The 14,565-nt window shown below is 67.9% G+C and carries 15 protein-coding genes, 1 tRNA gene and 1 other RNA gene; 7 read left to right on the plus strand and 10 right to left on the minus strand.

Annotated elements, in window-relative coordinates; genetic code table 11:
- Nucleotides 1-14 precede the first annotated feature (14 nt).
- From AC1C2R_RS16085 to aceE, 3 genes are all read right to left on the minus strand, one after another.
- On the minus strand, nucleotides 15-935 hold the full coding sequence (locus tag AC1C2R_RS16085) for an ACP S-malonyltransferase (protein WP_495380616.1): 921 nt from the start codon (nucleotides 933-935) through the stop codon (nucleotides 15-17).
- A 91-nt stretch (nucleotides 936-1,026) separates the two neighbouring features.
- Nucleotides 1,027-2,241 (minus strand): PucR family transcriptional regulator, encoded by a 1,215-nt coding sequence (locus AC1C2R_RS16090; protein WP_495380617.1) that lies wholly within the window; start codon nucleotides 2,239-2,241, stop codon nucleotides 1,027-1,029.
- Nucleotides 2,242-2,252: 11 nt separating this feature from the next.
- Nucleotides 2,253-4,979, minus strand: a complete 2,727-nt coding sequence (gene aceE, locus AC1C2R_RS16095) for a pyruvate dehydrogenase (acetyl-transferring), homodimeric type (protein ID WP_495354095.1) — start codon at nucleotides 4,977-4,979, stop codon at nucleotides 2,253-2,255.
- Nucleotides 4,980-5,151: 172 nt separating this feature from the next.
- Here aceE and AC1C2R_RS16100 point away from each other — a divergent pair, with 172 nt between their 5' ends.
- On the plus strand, nucleotides 5,152-5,607 hold the full coding sequence (locus tag AC1C2R_RS16100; RefSeq protein WP_495380618.1) for a peroxiredoxin: 456 nt from the start codon (nucleotides 5,152-5,154) through the stop codon (nucleotides 5,605-5,607).
- Between the two features lie 39 nt (nucleotides 5,608-5,646).
- Here AC1C2R_RS16100 and AC1C2R_RS16105 read toward each other — a convergent pair whose 3' ends face one another.
- Nucleotides 5,647-6,348, minus strand: a complete 702-nt coding sequence (locus tag AC1C2R_RS16105) for a hypothetical protein (RefSeq protein ID WP_495354093.1) — start codon at nucleotides 6,346-6,348, stop codon at nucleotides 5,647-5,649.
- A 55-nt stretch (nucleotides 6,349-6,403) separates the two neighbouring features.
- Between AC1C2R_RS16105 and AC1C2R_RS16110 the strand changes: the two genes are divergently transcribed.
- A tRNA-Val gene (locus AC1C2R_RS16110) sits at nucleotides 6,404-6,476 on the plus strand.
- 185 nt (nucleotides 6,477-6,661) lie between these two features.
- Here AC1C2R_RS16110 and AC1C2R_RS16115 read toward each other — a convergent pair.
- The 3 genes from AC1C2R_RS16115 to AC1C2R_RS16125 form a co-directional block, all read right to left on the minus strand.
- Nucleotides 6,662-6,904, minus strand: coding sequence for a hypothetical protein (locus AC1C2R_RS16115; protein WP_495354092.1), 243 nt, complete (start codon nucleotides 6,902-6,904; stop codon nucleotides 6,662-6,664).
- Nucleotides 6,901-7,215, minus strand: a complete 315-nt coding sequence (locus tag AC1C2R_RS16120; protein WP_495380619.1) for an ArsR/SmtB family transcription factor — start codon at nucleotides 7,213-7,215, stop codon at nucleotides 6,901-6,903. The genes AC1C2R_RS16115 and AC1C2R_RS16120 overlap by 4 nt, the downstream gene beginning before the upstream one ends.
- A 193-nt stretch (nucleotides 7,216-7,408) precedes the next feature.
- Nucleotides 7,409-8,077 (minus strand): helix-turn-helix transcriptional regulator, encoded by a 669-nt coding sequence (locus AC1C2R_RS16125; RefSeq protein WP_495354090.1) that lies wholly within the window; start codon nucleotides 8,075-8,077, stop codon nucleotides 7,409-7,411.
- Between the two features lie 137 nt (nucleotides 8,078-8,214).
- Here AC1C2R_RS16125 and AC1C2R_RS16130 point away from each other — a divergent pair, with 137 nt between their 5' ends.
- The 4 genes from AC1C2R_RS16130 to rnpB all read left to right on the plus strand — a co-directional run bounded on the left by AC1C2R_RS16130 (nucleotide 8,215) and on the right by rnpB (nucleotide 11,714).
- Nucleotides 8,215-9,444, plus strand: a complete 1,230-nt coding sequence (locus AC1C2R_RS16130; RefSeq protein WP_495380620.1) for an NAD(P)/FAD-dependent oxidoreductase — start codon at nucleotides 8,215-8,217, stop codon at nucleotides 9,442-9,444.
- A gap of 193 nt (nucleotides 9,445-9,637) precedes the next feature.
- Nucleotides 9,638-10,456, plus strand: coding sequence for a Nif3-like dinuclear metal center hexameric protein (locus tag AC1C2R_RS16135; protein ID WP_495380621.1), 819 nt, complete (start codon nucleotides 9,638-9,640; stop codon nucleotides 10,454-10,456).
- Nucleotides 10,457-10,512: 56 nt separating this feature from the next.
- The gene (locus AC1C2R_RS16140) at nucleotides 10,513-11,250 is read left to right on the plus strand and encodes a zinc ribbon domain-containing protein (RefSeq protein WP_495380622.1); all 738 of its coding nucleotides are present in this window, start codon (nucleotides 10,513-10,515) and stop codon (nucleotides 11,248-11,250) included.
- 86 nt (nucleotides 11,251-11,336) lie between these two features.
- Nucleotides 11,337-11,714: RNase P RNA component class A (gene rnpB, locus AC1C2R_RS16145), an RNA gene on the plus strand.
- Nucleotides 11,715-11,754: 40 nt separating this feature from the next.
- Here the strand turns inward: rnpB and ppgK are convergent.
- Both ppgK and map read right to left on the minus strand, forming a co-directional pair.
- Nucleotides 11,755-12,507, minus strand: coding sequence for a polyphosphate--glucose phosphotransferase (gene ppgK / locus AC1C2R_RS16150; protein ID WP_495354086.1), 753 nt, complete (start codon nucleotides 12,505-12,507; stop codon nucleotides 11,755-11,757).
- A 35-nt stretch (nucleotides 12,508-12,542) separates the two neighbouring features.
- Nucleotides 12,543-13,406, minus strand: a complete 864-nt coding sequence (gene map / locus AC1C2R_RS16155) for a type I methionyl aminopeptidase (protein WP_495380623.1) — start codon at nucleotides 13,404-13,406, stop codon at nucleotides 12,543-12,545.
- Nucleotides 13,407-13,417: 11 nt separating this feature from the next.
- Between map and AC1C2R_RS16160 the strand changes: the two genes are divergently transcribed.
- Nucleotides 13,418-13,603: an SPOR domain-containing protein gene (locus tag AC1C2R_RS16160; protein WP_022894454.1), complete on the plus strand. Its 186-nt coding sequence runs from the start codon at nucleotides 13,418-13,420 to the stop codon at nucleotides 13,601-13,603.
- 3 nt (nucleotides 13,604-13,606) lie between these two features.
- Here AC1C2R_RS16160 and panB read toward each other — a convergent pair whose 3' ends face one another.
- Complete coding sequence (gene panB, locus AC1C2R_RS16165) at nucleotides 13,607-14,491, minus strand: 3-methyl-2-oxobutanoate hydroxymethyltransferase (protein WP_495354084.1); 885 nt, start codon at nucleotides 14,489-14,491, stop codon at nucleotides 13,607-13,609.
- Nucleotides 14,492-14,565 lie beyond the last annotated feature (74 nt).

Raw genomic sequence — 14,565 nt, forward strand, 5'->3', positions numbered from 1 at the left:
TGTCATTCGTCGGCTCAGGCGTGCTGCTCGATGAGCGCGATTGCCGCCGGCAGGTCGTCGGGAGTCTTCACGGCCACGGTCGGCACACCCTTGAGCGCGCGCTTGGCGAGGCCGACGAGGGCTCCTGCGGGGGCCACTTCGATGATGCCGGTGACGCCGGCGGCAGCGAAGGACTCCATGCAGCAATCCCAGCGTACGGGCGAGGAGACCTGGCCGACGAGAAGATCGAGGAAGGCTGCGCCGGATGCGACGGGGCTGCCGTCGCGATTCGTCCAGAGCGGGAGCACGGGGTCGGCCGGGGCGAGGCCGGAGGCGACGTCGGCGAGGCGCTCGACGGCCGGACGCATGTATCGCGTGTGGAAGGCTCCCGCCACCTGGAGCGGGATCACCCGCGCACCGGGCGGCGGCTCGGTCTTCAGCGCCTCGAGGGCGTCGAGGGCGCCGGCGACCACGATCTGTCCGCCGCCGTTGAAGTTCGCGGGCTCGAGGCCCAGTTCGTCGAGCCGGGGGAGGAGGTCCGTCTCGACCGCACCGATGACCGCGCTCATGCCGGTCGGCACGAGGGCCGCGGCATCCGCCATTGCACGGCCGCGCTCGGCGACGAACCGGATCGCATCAGTGTCGCTCAACACGCCCGACCCGGCCGCGGCCGTGATCTCACCCACCGAGTGACCGGCGATACCGCCGATGCGGGCCCCGCGACCATCTGCCAGGAGCGTTTCAAGCGTGAGGATGCCGGCCGCGACGATGAGCGGCTGCGCGATCGCAGTGTCGCGGATCGTGTCGGCGTCGGCTTCGGTGCCGTAGTGGGCGAGGTCGAGCCCCGCGGCATCCGACAGCGCCGACAGTCGCTCGGCGTAAGCCGGTTCTCCGAGCCAAGGGGAGAGGAAACCAGGGGTCTGGGAGCCCTGTCCAGGGCAGACGACGACGATCACCACACCAGTCTGCCAAGGTGACGACCCGCTCGGGTGTGCACACGCGACAAGCTCTTCGCGAAAGCCTTGTACAGACGGTACAGAAGTCGTGTCAGCTCTGCGTGCGGCGACGAGGCGGATGCTCATGATCGCTCATCGAACCGATGATGAGCGCCGACTGCAGGATGAGTGCCTCGCGCGCGCCCGTGGCATCCCAACCGATGACGTCGGAGACTCGCTTCAGGCGGTACCGCACGGTGTTGGGGTGCACGAAGAGCTCGCGCGCGGTCGCCTCGAGCGAACGGCCGTTGTCGAGGTAGCTCCACAGGGTCGTCAGCAGCTCGGTGGAGTGCGCCTGCAGCGGCCGGTAGATGCGGTGCACGAGCGTCGCCCGCGCGAGCGGGTCGCCGGCCAGTGCGCGCTCGGGAAGGAGGTCGTCGGCGTGAACCGGGCGCGGGGCGTGCCGCCAGGAGCGCGCAACCGCGAATCCCGCAAGCGCCGCCTTCGCACTCTTCGATGCGTCGACGAGGTTCGGCACCGCATGACCGAGCACGAGGTGCCCGGGCCCGAAGTGCGGTTCGAGTTGGTCGGCGATCTCCATGAACGTGAGGGCAGGGGCGGTGCCGATCGCCTCGTCGGCCTCGCGGGCGAGCGGGTCAGCCCGCCCGATGACGAGCACGAGCCGGTTGCCCTGCACCCCGATGAGCACATCGGCGTGCATGTGACGTGAGGCTCGACGCACATGGTCGACATCGAGTTGCTTCGGCGCGGTGCCGACGAGCACCGACACCTCGCCGTGACCGTGCCAGCCCAGCGCGGCGATGCGGCTCGGCAGCTCGTCATCGGCCTCGCCCGAGAGGATCGAGTCGACGACGAGTGCCTCGAGCCTCGCGTCCCAGAGCCCGCGGGCTTCCGCCGCGCGCGCATACACGTCGGCCGCCGCGAACGCGATCTCGCGCGAATAGAGGAGAATCGCCTCGCGGAGCAGCTCGCCGCCGTCTTTGACGCGGTCTTCGACGACCTCCACCGTCACGCGGATGAGCTGCAGCGTCTGCTGCAGGCTCACCGAGCGCAGGAGCTCACGTGGGGCGGCCCCGAAGACATCGGCTGCGATCCACGGGGTCGACCGCGGGTCTTCGAACCAGGCGATGAACGAGGAGATGCCGGCTTGGGCGACGAGGCCCACCGCGGAGCGGCGACTCGGCGGCATGTCGCCGTACCACGGCAAGGTGTCTTCGAGTCGTTTGAGCGTCGCAGTGGCGAGCTCGCCCGCGATGGTCCGCAACCATGCGAGCGTCTCCGCCTTCGTCTTGGGCTTCGTCGCCACCTCGTCGACCGCTAGCTCTCTCCGCCGGCCGATCCGGTGGTGCCGGCATTGACCTCGTGCAGCCGGTACTTCGCGATCGCCTGGGCCGGGAGTGAGCGGTCGACCTCGCCGCGGTCGGCGAGCAGCTCGAGCGTGCGCACGACGACCGACGGGCCGTCGATCTTGAAGAAGCGTCGCGCTGCGGGCCGTGTGTCGGAGAAGCCGAAGTCGTCAGCACCGAGCGTCGCGAACGGGCCGGGCACGTAGGCACGGATCTGGTCGGGCACTGCGTGCATGAAGTCGGAGACCGCGACGAACGGGCCGCGCGCCCCGGCGAGCTTCTGCGTGAGGTACGAGACGCGACGCTCGGCATCGGGGTTCAGGAAGTTGTGCTCGTCGGCCGCGAGGCCGTCGCGGCGCAGCTCGGCCCAGCTGGTGACCGACCACACGTCGGCCGACACACCCCAGTCTTCGGCGAGCAGCCTCTGCGCTTCGAGGATCCATGGCACCGAGACGCCGGAGGCGAGCAGTTGGGCCTTGGGCCCGGCGGCGTCGGACTCACCGAGACGGTGGATACCGCGCACGATGCCGTCGACGTCGACACCCTCGGGTTCGACCGGCTGCACGAGCGGCTCGTTGTAGACGGTGATGTAGTACATGACGTTCGGGTCGGCGTGGTTGCCGCCGTACATGCGCTCGAGGCCCGAGCGCACGATGTGTCCGATCTCGTACCCGTAGGCGGGGTCGTACGAGACGACGGCCGGGTTGGTCGACGCGAGCAGCGGCGAGTGCCCGTCGGCGTGCTGCAGTCCTTCGCCGGTGAGCGTCGTGCGGCCTGCGGTGGCGCCGATGATGAACCCGCGGGCCATCTGGTCGCCGGCCGCCCACATGGCGTCGCCCGTGCGCTGGAAACCGAACATGGAGTAGAAGACGTAGACCGGGATCAGCGGCTCGCCCTGGGTCGAGTACGAGGTGCCGACGTTCGTGAAGGCCGCCATCGCGCCGGCCTCGTTGATGCCGACGTGCAGGATCTGACCCTGCGGGCTCTCTTTGTAGGCGAGCAGGAGTTCGCGGTCGACCGAGGTGTAGTGCTGGCCGTTCGGGTTGTAGATCTTCGCGGTCGGGAAGAACGCGTCGATGCCGAAGGTGCGAGCCTCGTCGGGGATGATCGGCACGATGCGGTGACCGAAGTCCTTCGAGCGGATGAGGTCTTTCAGCAGTCGGACGAACGCCATGGTCGTGGCGATCTCTTGAGTACCGGAGCCCTTCTTCGCGATCGCGTAGGCCGAGTCGTCGGGCAGCGAGATCGCGGTGTGGTTCGACCGGCGCTCGGGCAGATACCCGCCGAGTTCGCGACGACGCTCGTGCAGGTACTGGATCGCCTCGTCGCCCTCGCCCGGGTGGTAGTACGGCGGGAGGTACGGGTTCTCCTCGAGCTGCGCGTCCGTGATCGGAATGCGCATCTGGTCGCGGAAGGTCTTCAGGTTGTCGAGGGTCATCTTCTTCATCTGGTGGGTCGCGTTGCGACCCTCGAAGGCAGGACCCAGGCCGTAGCCCTTGATCGTCTTCGCCAGGATGACCGTCGGCTGGCCCTTGTGCTCGCTCGCGGCCTTGAATGCGGCGTAGACCTTGCGGTAGTCGTGACCGCCGCGCTTGAGACCCCACACCTCGTCATCCGAAAGGTGGGAGACGAGCTCGAGGGCGCGCGGGTCGCGACCGAAGAAGTTCTCGCGCACGTATGCACCCGACTCGGCCTTGTACGTCTGGTAGTCGCCGTCGGGGGTGACGTTCATGAGGTTGCGCAGTGCGCCGTCGTGGTCGCGGGCGAGCAGGTCGTCCCACTCGCGGCCCCAGACGACCTTGATGACGTTCCAGCCCGCACCGCGGAAGAAGCTCTCGAGCTCCTGAATGATCTTGCCGTTGCCGCGTACCGGGCCGTCGAGTCGCTGCAGGTTGCAGTTGACGATGAAGTTCAGGTTGTCGAGGCCTTCGTTGGCGGCGACCTGCAATTGGCCGCGGCTCTCGACCTCGTCCATCTCGCCATCGCCGAGGAACGCCCAGACCTGCTGGTCGCCGGCATCTTTGATGCCGCGGTTGGTGAGGTACTTGTTCGTCTGCGCCTGGTAGATCGCGTTGATCGGTCCAAGACCCATCGACACGGTCGGGAACTGCCAGAACTCGGGCATGAGGCGCGGGTGCGGGTACGACGAGAGACCATTGGGCGCGTGCGACTTCTCTTGGCGGAAGCCGTCGAGCTGGTCGCCCGTGAGGCGCCCCTCGAGGAAGGCACGAGCGTACGGCCCGGGGGAGGCGTGGCCCTGGATGAAGATCTGGTCGCCACCCGACGGGTGGTCTTGACCGCGGAAGAAGTGGTTGAAGCCGACCTCGTACAGCGAGGCGCTCGAGGCGTACGTCGAGATGTGCCCGCCGACGGCGATGCCCGGGCGCTGCGCGCGGTGCACGAGCACGGCGGCGTTCCAGCGGATCCACGCGCGGTAGCGGCGCTCGATCTCTTCATCGCCGGGGAACTCGGGCTCGTTCTCGGGGGCGATCGTGTTGAGGTAGTCGGTGGTCGGCACCATCGGCACGCCGAGGTGCAGCTCTTTCGAGCGCTTCAGGAGGCTCAGCATGATCTCTCGCGCACGCTGGTGTCCCTTCTCAGCGACAAGCGCATCGAGGGACTCGGCCCATTCGGAAGTCTCTTCCGGATCGGCGTCCATCGCCTCGACCGAGTAAGGATCCTGGTCGTTGACAGTCACACTCGACCTCTCTCTTCAGCAGATCATGCCTGCGGGTGTGGGACGTGCGCACGCCGAATGGGCCGGTTCGCGGCCGGGTGGCACCACGCCATCCTAGTGATTCTATGCCTGCAACGTGGGGGCTAGGCTGAGGCCTCGATTCGACCGAACGTCCTGGGAGGGAACCCGTCTCGTGATCCTCGCCACCGGCGCCGCAGCGCCTGATTTCACCCTTCCGAACCAGTTCGGCCAGCCCGTGAGCCTCGCCGGGTTTCGCGGCCGAGCGGTCGCCGTGGTGTTCTTCCCGCTCGCGTTCTCGGGCCTCTGTCGCAGCGAGCTCTGCGAGTTGCGCGACAACATCGCCATGTTCGAAGAATCGGATGTCGCACTCCTCGCCGTCTCGGTGGATTCGAAGCACACGCTGCGGGCGTGGGCAGAACGCGAGGAGTACGGCTTCGCGTTGCTCTCCGACTTCTGGCCGCACGGAGCTGTTGCGGCATCCTTCGGTGCCTTCGACGACGCCACGGGCCTGGCCGACCGGGCGACGTTCGTGCTCGATGCCGACGGCGTCATCGCGGCGAGCTTCGCGACGCCCCGGGGCGAGGCGCGCTCCCTCGAGCAGTATCGGCACGCACTCGCTTCGCTCTGAGCCCAGCTCGGTGCATCCGCTCGATTCTCGCGTTCGCACTCACGCGAGGATGTTGACCGATCGGGCGATGACGAGGGCGAGGATCAGGAAGCCGCCGAACGCCTGCAGCGCCATCAGGAGCTTGAACCGCGGCGACAACGGCATCGCGTCCGTCGCACTGAACGCCATCGAGTTCGACAGTGCCGAGTAGAAGTAGTCGACGAACCGCGGCATCCAGTCGTGCACGACGGACGATCGGGCTGCGACCTCGCTGACGGCGTCGTCGTCTTCGTCTTGGGGGAACCGGAAGTCGGCGGGCGGGAGGTCGGCGCGAGCCTCCATGGTGCGCATGACCGGGCCGCCGCGGTCGAGCTCCCAGTAGAGCAGCGTGAACCCGATGACGTTCGCGACCCAGACCTGTACCGCAGCAAGGAGCAGACCGTGCGCGTCGTCGACCCCGCCCGCAGCAAGCGTGACGAGCAGGAGCACGATGGTGAGCTGGTTCGCGATCACGAGCCCGCCGGCGAGGGCGATCGAGACCCACTTCGTGAACGCAGAGCGCCGGGTGAGCCGGTGCGGATTCGTGACCACGAGCGGCACCAGGAGCGCCACGCCGAAGACGACGACGATGAAGCGCTGCGCACCGAGGAATTCGTTCGGCAGCGCCGCGTACAGAGCCAAGGCGATGACGAGCGCGACGACGGAAGGCCAGCGGTGCTCGGTCGGCGTGCTCCGGCTCGGATGCTGCAGCATCGGCTCCATGGCCGTGAGTCTAGGCAGCCCGCGATAACATGGCTGTGCGCCGCGCGCAGTACGCGGGCCTTTAGCTCAGTTGGTAGAGCGCCACGTTTACACCGTGGATGTCGTCGGTTCGAGCCCGGCAGGGCCCACCCAAGCGTCGTTGTTCACACCAACGACGTTCCCGGGCCGAGTCCCCGATTCCGTGTCTTGCCCGATCATCCCTCTTCGTCGCACTCGGCTCGTTGAGAATTGGGAGGACGCAGCCAGCTGAGCTCGCCTGGCGGGATCGGCGCACCCGCGGCACCCTTGGTCTCCGCTCGGCGTCCGAACGCCACTACACCGGGATGTCGTTGAGCGCCTTCTCGATGGCGGCCAGGCGCGAATCGATGCGGTCGAGGCGCTCGGCGATCGCCGTGTTCGCGGCTGCGCTCGCTGCGAGAGCCTCGGTGAGTTCCGAGCTGCCCTGCGCGATCCGTTCCTTCGACTTCCAGGAAGTACGGACGAGTATGTAGACGAAACCGAACACCAGCACGATGAACGGGATCAGGAGGTAGATGGTCGGAAGATCCTCGTTCATGGTCGGCTGTTCTCGCTTTCCTGTTGTGCGGCGACGGCTTCTGCGAGCGTCTCCGCGGTGAGTGTGAGTGTGAACGGCAGCAGTTCGAAGAGCTTGAGCGCTTTGCCGTCGTCGGACATCTCGAGATGCCCGGTCACGAATCCGGTCTCTTCGAGCTTGGTGAGGTGCATATAGAGGAGTGCGCGTGACATTCCCATCCGCCTGGCGAGCTCACTGACGTGGAGCGTCTCCGTCGAGAGGATCGCAATGATGCGCATGCGCTGCGGACTCGCGATCGCTGCGAGCGTGGCACTCAGCTTCTCGGTGTTCACGCGTGAATCCTGCACATGCCATTAAAATATTGCATGTGCAGGATTTATGCAAGTTGTCGATCGCGTATTGAGTGCATTCCTGCCACGACCGAGGTCGAGGCATCCGGATGCCTCGGCGTGAGCGAGACCCACCGGAGCACCTCGGCCGCGATCGACTCAGAGGCGAACACGATCCGTGGGTCAGCGCGGTGCGTCAGCGTGGTGCGTCGGCCACGAGTCGCACGCAGCAATACCCGTCGCGAGGCGCGGGGTCCACCCGGCGCATCTCCCCGGCGCCCTCGGCTGCGCCGCGCAGGAGGGCCGCGTTCGCGCTGCAGATCGTCGAGGTGTGATTCCGGGCCACTCGGCGGAAGGGACAGTTCGTCAGCAGCATCCCGCCATCGCCGTCGTCGACAGGCCCGTAGCCGAGGCGCTGCAGCACTTCGGTCATCGAGTCGGAAGCGGCTCCGAGCGCCCGGCCGAGCTTGGCAGAGACGCGATCGAGAGTCGGGCGGATGGGCTCGCCGGTGCGGTCCGACTCTTCGACAGCCCTGGTCAGGAGTTCGGCCGCGAGGTCGTAGTGACGCTCGGGCACCGAGACCACGAGTTCGCCGGGGACGGGTCGATAGAGCTTGGCCGGCCGACCTGCCCCAGGGCCCGACCTGCCGTTGCGTCGCTGGAACTCCGCGACGAGCAGGCCCGCCTCGACGAGTCGGTCGAGATGGAATGCGGCGGTTCCGCGCGTCATGCCGAGGGCGGTCGCCGCATCGTCGCGACCGACGGGCTCTGGATGCCGCGCCACGAACTCGAGCAGGGCCCGTCGCTGCGGGTCTGCGATCGCGGCGACGGCGACCAAGTCGTCGAGACGCGTGGAGTCATCCATGAGGCACATCGTAACTCTAAAACAGTGTTTCTCGACAGAAGAAGAGAACTCTAAAACGGCGACGATTGACGTAAGAAAACCGCACTCCTACAGTCGGAACGAGAGGTGCGATCGAGTCGCACGAGAGACGGGTGATCGTGACCAAGACGCCGAAGTTCGTGATCGTCGGTGCCGGCCTCGCCGGAGCCACGGCGGCCAAGACCTTGCGAGACGAGGGATTCACCGGCCACATCGACCTGATCGGTGCGGAGGCGCACCACCCGTACATCAGACCGCCGCTGTCGAAGGACTACCTCGCCGGCGACGCCGCCCGCGACTCGGTGTTCGTCGAGCCATCCGCGTGGTACCCGGAGCACGACATCGAGCTGCACCTCGGCACCTCGGTCATCCGACTCGATGCATCCGCACAGAGGGTGGAGCTCGATTCCGGCGACGTGATCGACTACGACGCACTGCTGCTCGCAACGGGGTCGCACGCCCGCCGCCTCGATGCTCCGGGCGCCGACCTCGAGGGTGTGCGCACCTTGCGCACGCTCGACGACTCGGAGGCGCTGCATGTCGAGCTCGCCGGCGGCGGCAGAAGACTCGTGCTGATCGGCTCGGGCTGGATCGCCATGGAGGTCGCGGCGACGGCGCGAACCCTCGGCAATGAGGTGACCGTGCTCGAACGCGACCCGATTCCGCTCGCGAATGCACTCGGCGACGAGCTCGGCAGCATGTTCGCCGAACTGCACTTCTCGCACGGCGTCGGCCTCAGGCCGTCCGTCATCGTCGACTCGATCATCGGGGAGGCCGGCCGGGTCACCGGAGTGCGCCTCGAAGGCGGTGAGGTGATCGATGCCGACCTCGTGCTGGTCGGTATCGGCGCGATCCCGAACCTCGATCTCGCCCGGGGTGCCGGGGCCACGATCGGCTCCGGTGTGCTCACCGACGCGGCGCTCCGCACCGACGTGCCGAACGTCTACGCAGCAGGCGACATCGCCGAGGCCTACCACCCGCTCGTCGACCTGCGCCTCCGAAGCGCGCACTGGGCGAACGCATTGCACGGCGGCGTTGCCGCCGCAAGATCCATGCTCGGGCAGCCGGTCTCCTACGACGACATCCCGTACTTCTACACCGATCAGTACGACCTCGGCATGGAGTACTCGGGGTTCGGGCCGCTCACGCGCGGCGCCGACATCGTCTACCGGGGCGACCGGGCTCGCCGCGAGTTCATCGCGTTCTGGCTCGCGGAGGGTCGTGTCGTCGCGGGCATGAATGTCAACGTGTGGGACGTCAACGAGGCCGTGCAGGGCATCATCAGGCGCGGCGATCGGATCGATCCGCAGCGTCTTGCCGACGAGCGAGCGCCGTTGGAGGAGCTGTGAACGCGAGAGGCGACCGCGACACCAGCACCGAGGCAAGCGCCGTGCCGCCGCACCTCTCGACGACCGCGGCACTGGCCGCCGATGGCATCAGCATCTGGCTCGACGATCTCCCGTGAGCGGATCCTCAGCGGCGGCCTGCAGCGCCTCATCGCCGAGCGGAACGTCGTGTCGACCGCGAAGGTAGGCTGAATGGGTGACCGCCAGCCTCGCCGACCTCCTGACGACGATCGATCGTCTCTGGCCGATCACAGGCGCCGAGTCATGGGATGCCCCAGGCCTCGTGACCGGCGATCCCGCTGCAGCGGTGCGCCGTGTCGTCCTGACCGTCGACGCGGTCGCCGAGACCATCGACGAGGCCCTCGCCGAGCGAGCAGACCTCATCATCGCCCACCACCCGCTGCTCCTGCGCGGGGTGACGTCGGTCGCTGAAGACCGCTACAAGGGTTCGCTGCTCGCGAGACTGATCCGGGCCGACTGCGCGCTCGTCACCGCGCACACGAACGCCGATGTCGTCGACGAGGGCACCTCGGCGGTGCTCGCCGAACGCTTGGGCCTCGTCGGGGCGACCCCCATCGTGCCGTCGGCCGATCCGGGCACTGGACTCGGCCGTGTCGGGCGGCTGCCCGAACCCACGACCGTCGGCCGACTGGCCAGACGACTCGCCGAGATCCTCCCGCCGACGGCGACCGGTGTGCGCGTCGCCGGCGGATTCGATGATCGGGTCGAGACCGTCGCCGTGTGCGGTGGCGCCGGCGATTCGTTGCTCGGCGATCCCGCGGTGCGAACGGCCGACGCCTACATCACCGCCGACTTGCGCCACCATCCGGCCTCAGAAGCGCGGGAGCAGGCCAAGCTCACGGGCGGGCCGGCCCTGATCGACGTCTCCCACTGGGCGAGCGAGTGGCTCTGGCTCGACACTGCTGCCGAGCAGCTCCGCGCCGCGCATCCCGAGCTCACCGTCATCGTCTCCGAAACTCGCACCGACCCCTGGGACTTCCAGATCGTGCAGTAAATCAGCACCACCGACCACCGTCCTCACCGACGACCCGATCCCACGAGGAGCACTACGTGAAGGCCAGCCCCGCCGAACAAGAACAGTTGCTGCGGCTCCAATCCCTCGACACCAGGTTGACGCAACTCGCTCACCGGCTCGGCACGTTGCCGCAGGCGGGCCCGCTCGCCGAGCTCGCCGCTCGTGACCAGGCGGTGCGGGGCAAGCGGGCCGAAGCGATCGGCGCCCTCGAAGACGCGCAGGTGGAGCTGAAGCGCCTCGAGTCCGACGTCACCGTTGTCGAGGCGCGCATCGTGCGCGACGGCGATCGCCTGCAGCACACCTCATCGGTGAAGGATGTCTCGGCGCTCGAATCCGAACTCGCATCGCTGCGGCGGCGCTTGAGCGACCTCGAAGAGCAGGAACTCGTCGTGATGGAGCGGGTCGAAGAGGCCGAGGTGGCCGTCTCCAGCATCGATCTGCAGCGCGCGGCGATCGACGCCGACGTAGCGAAGCTCGAAGCCGAACGTGACGAGGCCGCCGGAGGGCTCGGCGTCGAACGCGAGCAGACCGAGCGTGATCGCGGGGTCGTCGCCGGCGGCATCGCCGAGCCGCTGCTCGCCTTCTACGAACAGCGTCGAGTGCGCGGCGGGGGAGTCGGAGCCGCCTTGCTCCAGGCGCGCACCTGCGGTGGCTGCGGCATCACGCTGACCGGCTCCGATCTCGAGTCGGTGCGCCGTGCGGCCCCCGATGATGTCGTGCAGTGCCCCGAGTGCGACCGCATCCTGGTGCGCACCGAAGAGTCGGGTCTCTGACCGCGCACAGTCCGAGACGGCGTGCGACGGGGGCGGATGCCTCGGCGATCCGCCAGCGTCCGCGGCCGGTAGACTCATGGTGCGAGTGGGTCGGCAAGACGGTCGCGTCGCACGGTTTCGATCGTGCGCCGAGGAACGTCCGGGCTCCACAGGGCAGGATGGTGGGTAACACCCACCCGGGGCAACCCGCGAGACAGTGCCACAGAAAGCAGACCGCCCGGTGCGCAAGCACCGGGTAAGGGTGAAACGGTGGGGTAAGAGCCCACCAGCGGCCGCGGTGACGTGGTCGGCTCGGTAAACCTCGTCCGGAGCAAGGTCAGACAGGGAACGATGGGGCTGCCCGTCCCGTTCCCGGGTAGACCGCTGGAGGGCTGCGGCAACGTAGTCCCGAGAGAGATGGCCGTCCAGCCGGTGTCGCGCAAGCGCCCGGTGAACAGAACCCGGCGTATCAGCCGGCCCACTCACACCCCGGCATCGTCGAACGGTGAATGCGAGCGCCGAGACTCAGTGCGCGGCGAGCGACGCGGCCCCGAGGATGCCCGCGTTGTTGCGGTGCATCGCGGGAACAATCGGCGTCTGCAGTTCGAGCAACGGCAGGAACTGCGGGTGGTGCTTCGAGACACCGCCCCCGACGACGAAGAGGTCGGGCGAGAACAGGAACTCGACGGCTGCGTAGAACCGTTGCAGTCGGGCCGCCCAGTCCTGCCAGCCGAGCGATTCCCGTTCCATGGCGGAGTACGCGGCGCGCTTCTCGGCCTGCACGCCGTCGACCTCCATGTGGCCGAGTTCGGTGTTCGGCACGAGCACGCCGTCGTAGAGGAACGCCGAACCGATGCCGGTACCGAGGGTCGTCAGGATCACGAGTCCCTCGGCGTCGACCGCGGCGCCGTACCGGGATTCGGCGTACCCCGCGGCATCCGCGTCGTTGATGAAGTGGATCTCGCGACCGAAGGTGTCTTCGAACAGCTGCTCGGCCGGCAGGCCGATCCACTCGCGTGAGATGTTGGCCGCCGACAGCGTGCGCCCGTGCTTGACGACCGCCGGGAAGCACACGCCGAGGGGGAGCGCATCGCCGAACTCGTTCGAGAGTGCGTCGAGCAGCTCGCCGGTCGCGGTCAGGATGTCGGCAGGGCGACCGCCCTCGGGAGTGGCCACCTTGCGGCGCTCGGAGACGAGCTCTCCGCTGGCGAGGTCGACGACCGCGCCCTTGATACCCGTGCCGCCGATGTCGATGCCGATCGCGTGCTCAGTCGCCATATTTGTCACACTATCGCGGGTCGTTCGGGTGGTGTTCAGGGAAGTGTCAGGATCTCGGTGCCGTGTTCCGTGACGACGAGGGTGTGCTCGAACTGAGCGGTGAGGGAACGGTCGCGCGTGACGACGGTCCAATCGTCGGCCCAGACATCCCATTCGATGCCGCCGAGGGTGAGCATCGGCTCGATCGTGAAGACCATGCCCACCTCGATGACGGTGTCGTATTCGGGCGCGTCGTAGTGGGGGATGATGAGCCCCGAGTGGAATGCCCTGCCGACGCCGTGGCCCGTGTAGTCGCGCACCACCCCGTAGCCGAACCGTTTCGCGTACGCCTCGATCGCGCGACCGACGACGTTGATCTGCCGACCGGGTGCGACGGCACGGATGCCTCGGCGGAGCGCTTCCCTCGTGCGCTCGACGAGTTGCGCGGCCTCCTCGCTCGCCTCGCCCACCAGGAAGGTGTGATTGAGGTCGCCGTGCATGCCGTCGAGGTAGGCGGTGACGTCGATGTTGACGAGGTCGCCGTCGGCCAGCACGGTGTCGTCGGGGATGCCGTGGCAGATGACCTCGTTGACCGACGTGCAAGAAGACTTCGGGAAGCCTCGGTAGCCGAGCGTCGACGGATAGGCGCCGTGGGCGACCACGTGCTCGTGCACGATGCGGTCGAGCTCGTCGGTCGTCACGCCGGGCCGGATCGCGGCCGACGCCGCCTCGATCGCGCCTGCGGCGACCCGCCCCGCCGCACGAACGCGGTCGACTTCCTCGGGGGAGTAGCGGTCGCCGCCAGTGTAGGGCGCCGGCGCCCGCTTGCCGACGTACTCGGGGCGTGCGATCGAGGCGGGCACGGTTCGCGTCGGCGACAAGCGGCCGGGAATCAGGTGGCCGGAGGCGTCCTTGGGCATAGGATCAGCCTATGGCCGAGGATGTCGAACACATGTTCTGGTACAACCTGCGCACCGGTGAGGTGGAGCAGGGATTCGAGTCGCCCTCGACCGATCGGGTTGGCCCGTTCGAGACACGCGCCGAGGCGGAGCGGGCACTGGACATCCTGCGTGCGAACAGCGCGAAGTGGGCCGAAGAAGAAGCCGCCGAAGACTGAGCCTTACTCGTAGGAGTGCTCGGCGTTCGGGTAGACGCCTGACTCCACGTCGGCTCGCCACTCCTTCGCGGCCGCGCTGAGGATTCCGGACAGGTCGGCGTACTGCTTCACGAACTTCGGCACGCGTCCGATGGTGAGCCCGGCCCAGTCGGTCCAGACGAGCAGTTGGCCGTCGGTGTGCGGCCCGCCGCCCACGCTGATGGTCGGGATCTCGAGGAGTTCGGTGACTTGTCGCGCGGCATCCGCGGGCACCATTTCGAGCACGACGGCGAACGCGCCGGCCTCTTGCACGGCCTTCGCATCGGCGAGCAGTTGCTTGACGCCCTCACCGCGACCCTGGATGACGTGGCCGCCGAGGCCGTGCTCGCTCTGCGGTGTGTAGCCGATGTGCGCCATGACCGGGATGCCGGCACCGACGATGCGACGGATCTGCTTGTGACTGCGCTCACCGCCCTCGAGCTTCACGGCGTGCGCGCCCGCCTCTTTCATGAACCGCACCGCGGTGTGCAGCGCGTCTTCAGGGCCGTTCTCGTAGGAGCCGAACGGCATGTCGGCCACGACGAAGGCTCGCTTGACGGCGCCCGCGACGGCGCGAGTGAGGGGGATGAGTTCGTCGACCGTGACGGGCAGCGTCGTCTCGTAACCGAACACGTTGTTGCCGGCCGAGTCGCCGACGAGCAGGAAGTCGATGCCCGCCTCGTCGAAGATGCGCGCCGTGAGCTGGTCGTAACTCGTCAGGCCCGTGATCTTGATGCCGTCGCGCTTCGCGTTCTGGAAATGTCGCGTGCGAACGCGCTTCGGCCCACCGGTTGCGGCGGCGCCGCCGTAGGGGTTCTGCTCGGCGCCGGCCGAGGAGTCGGATGCTGCGGTCTGGGGCTCGCCTGACATGGGGCAAGTCTGGCACACGCGGCATCCGCTCTCGGCCTTGCGGGCGCGTGCGAGCCAGTACGCTGAGAGGTGCG

The organism is Agromyces sp. Y182, assembly GCF_059445385.1.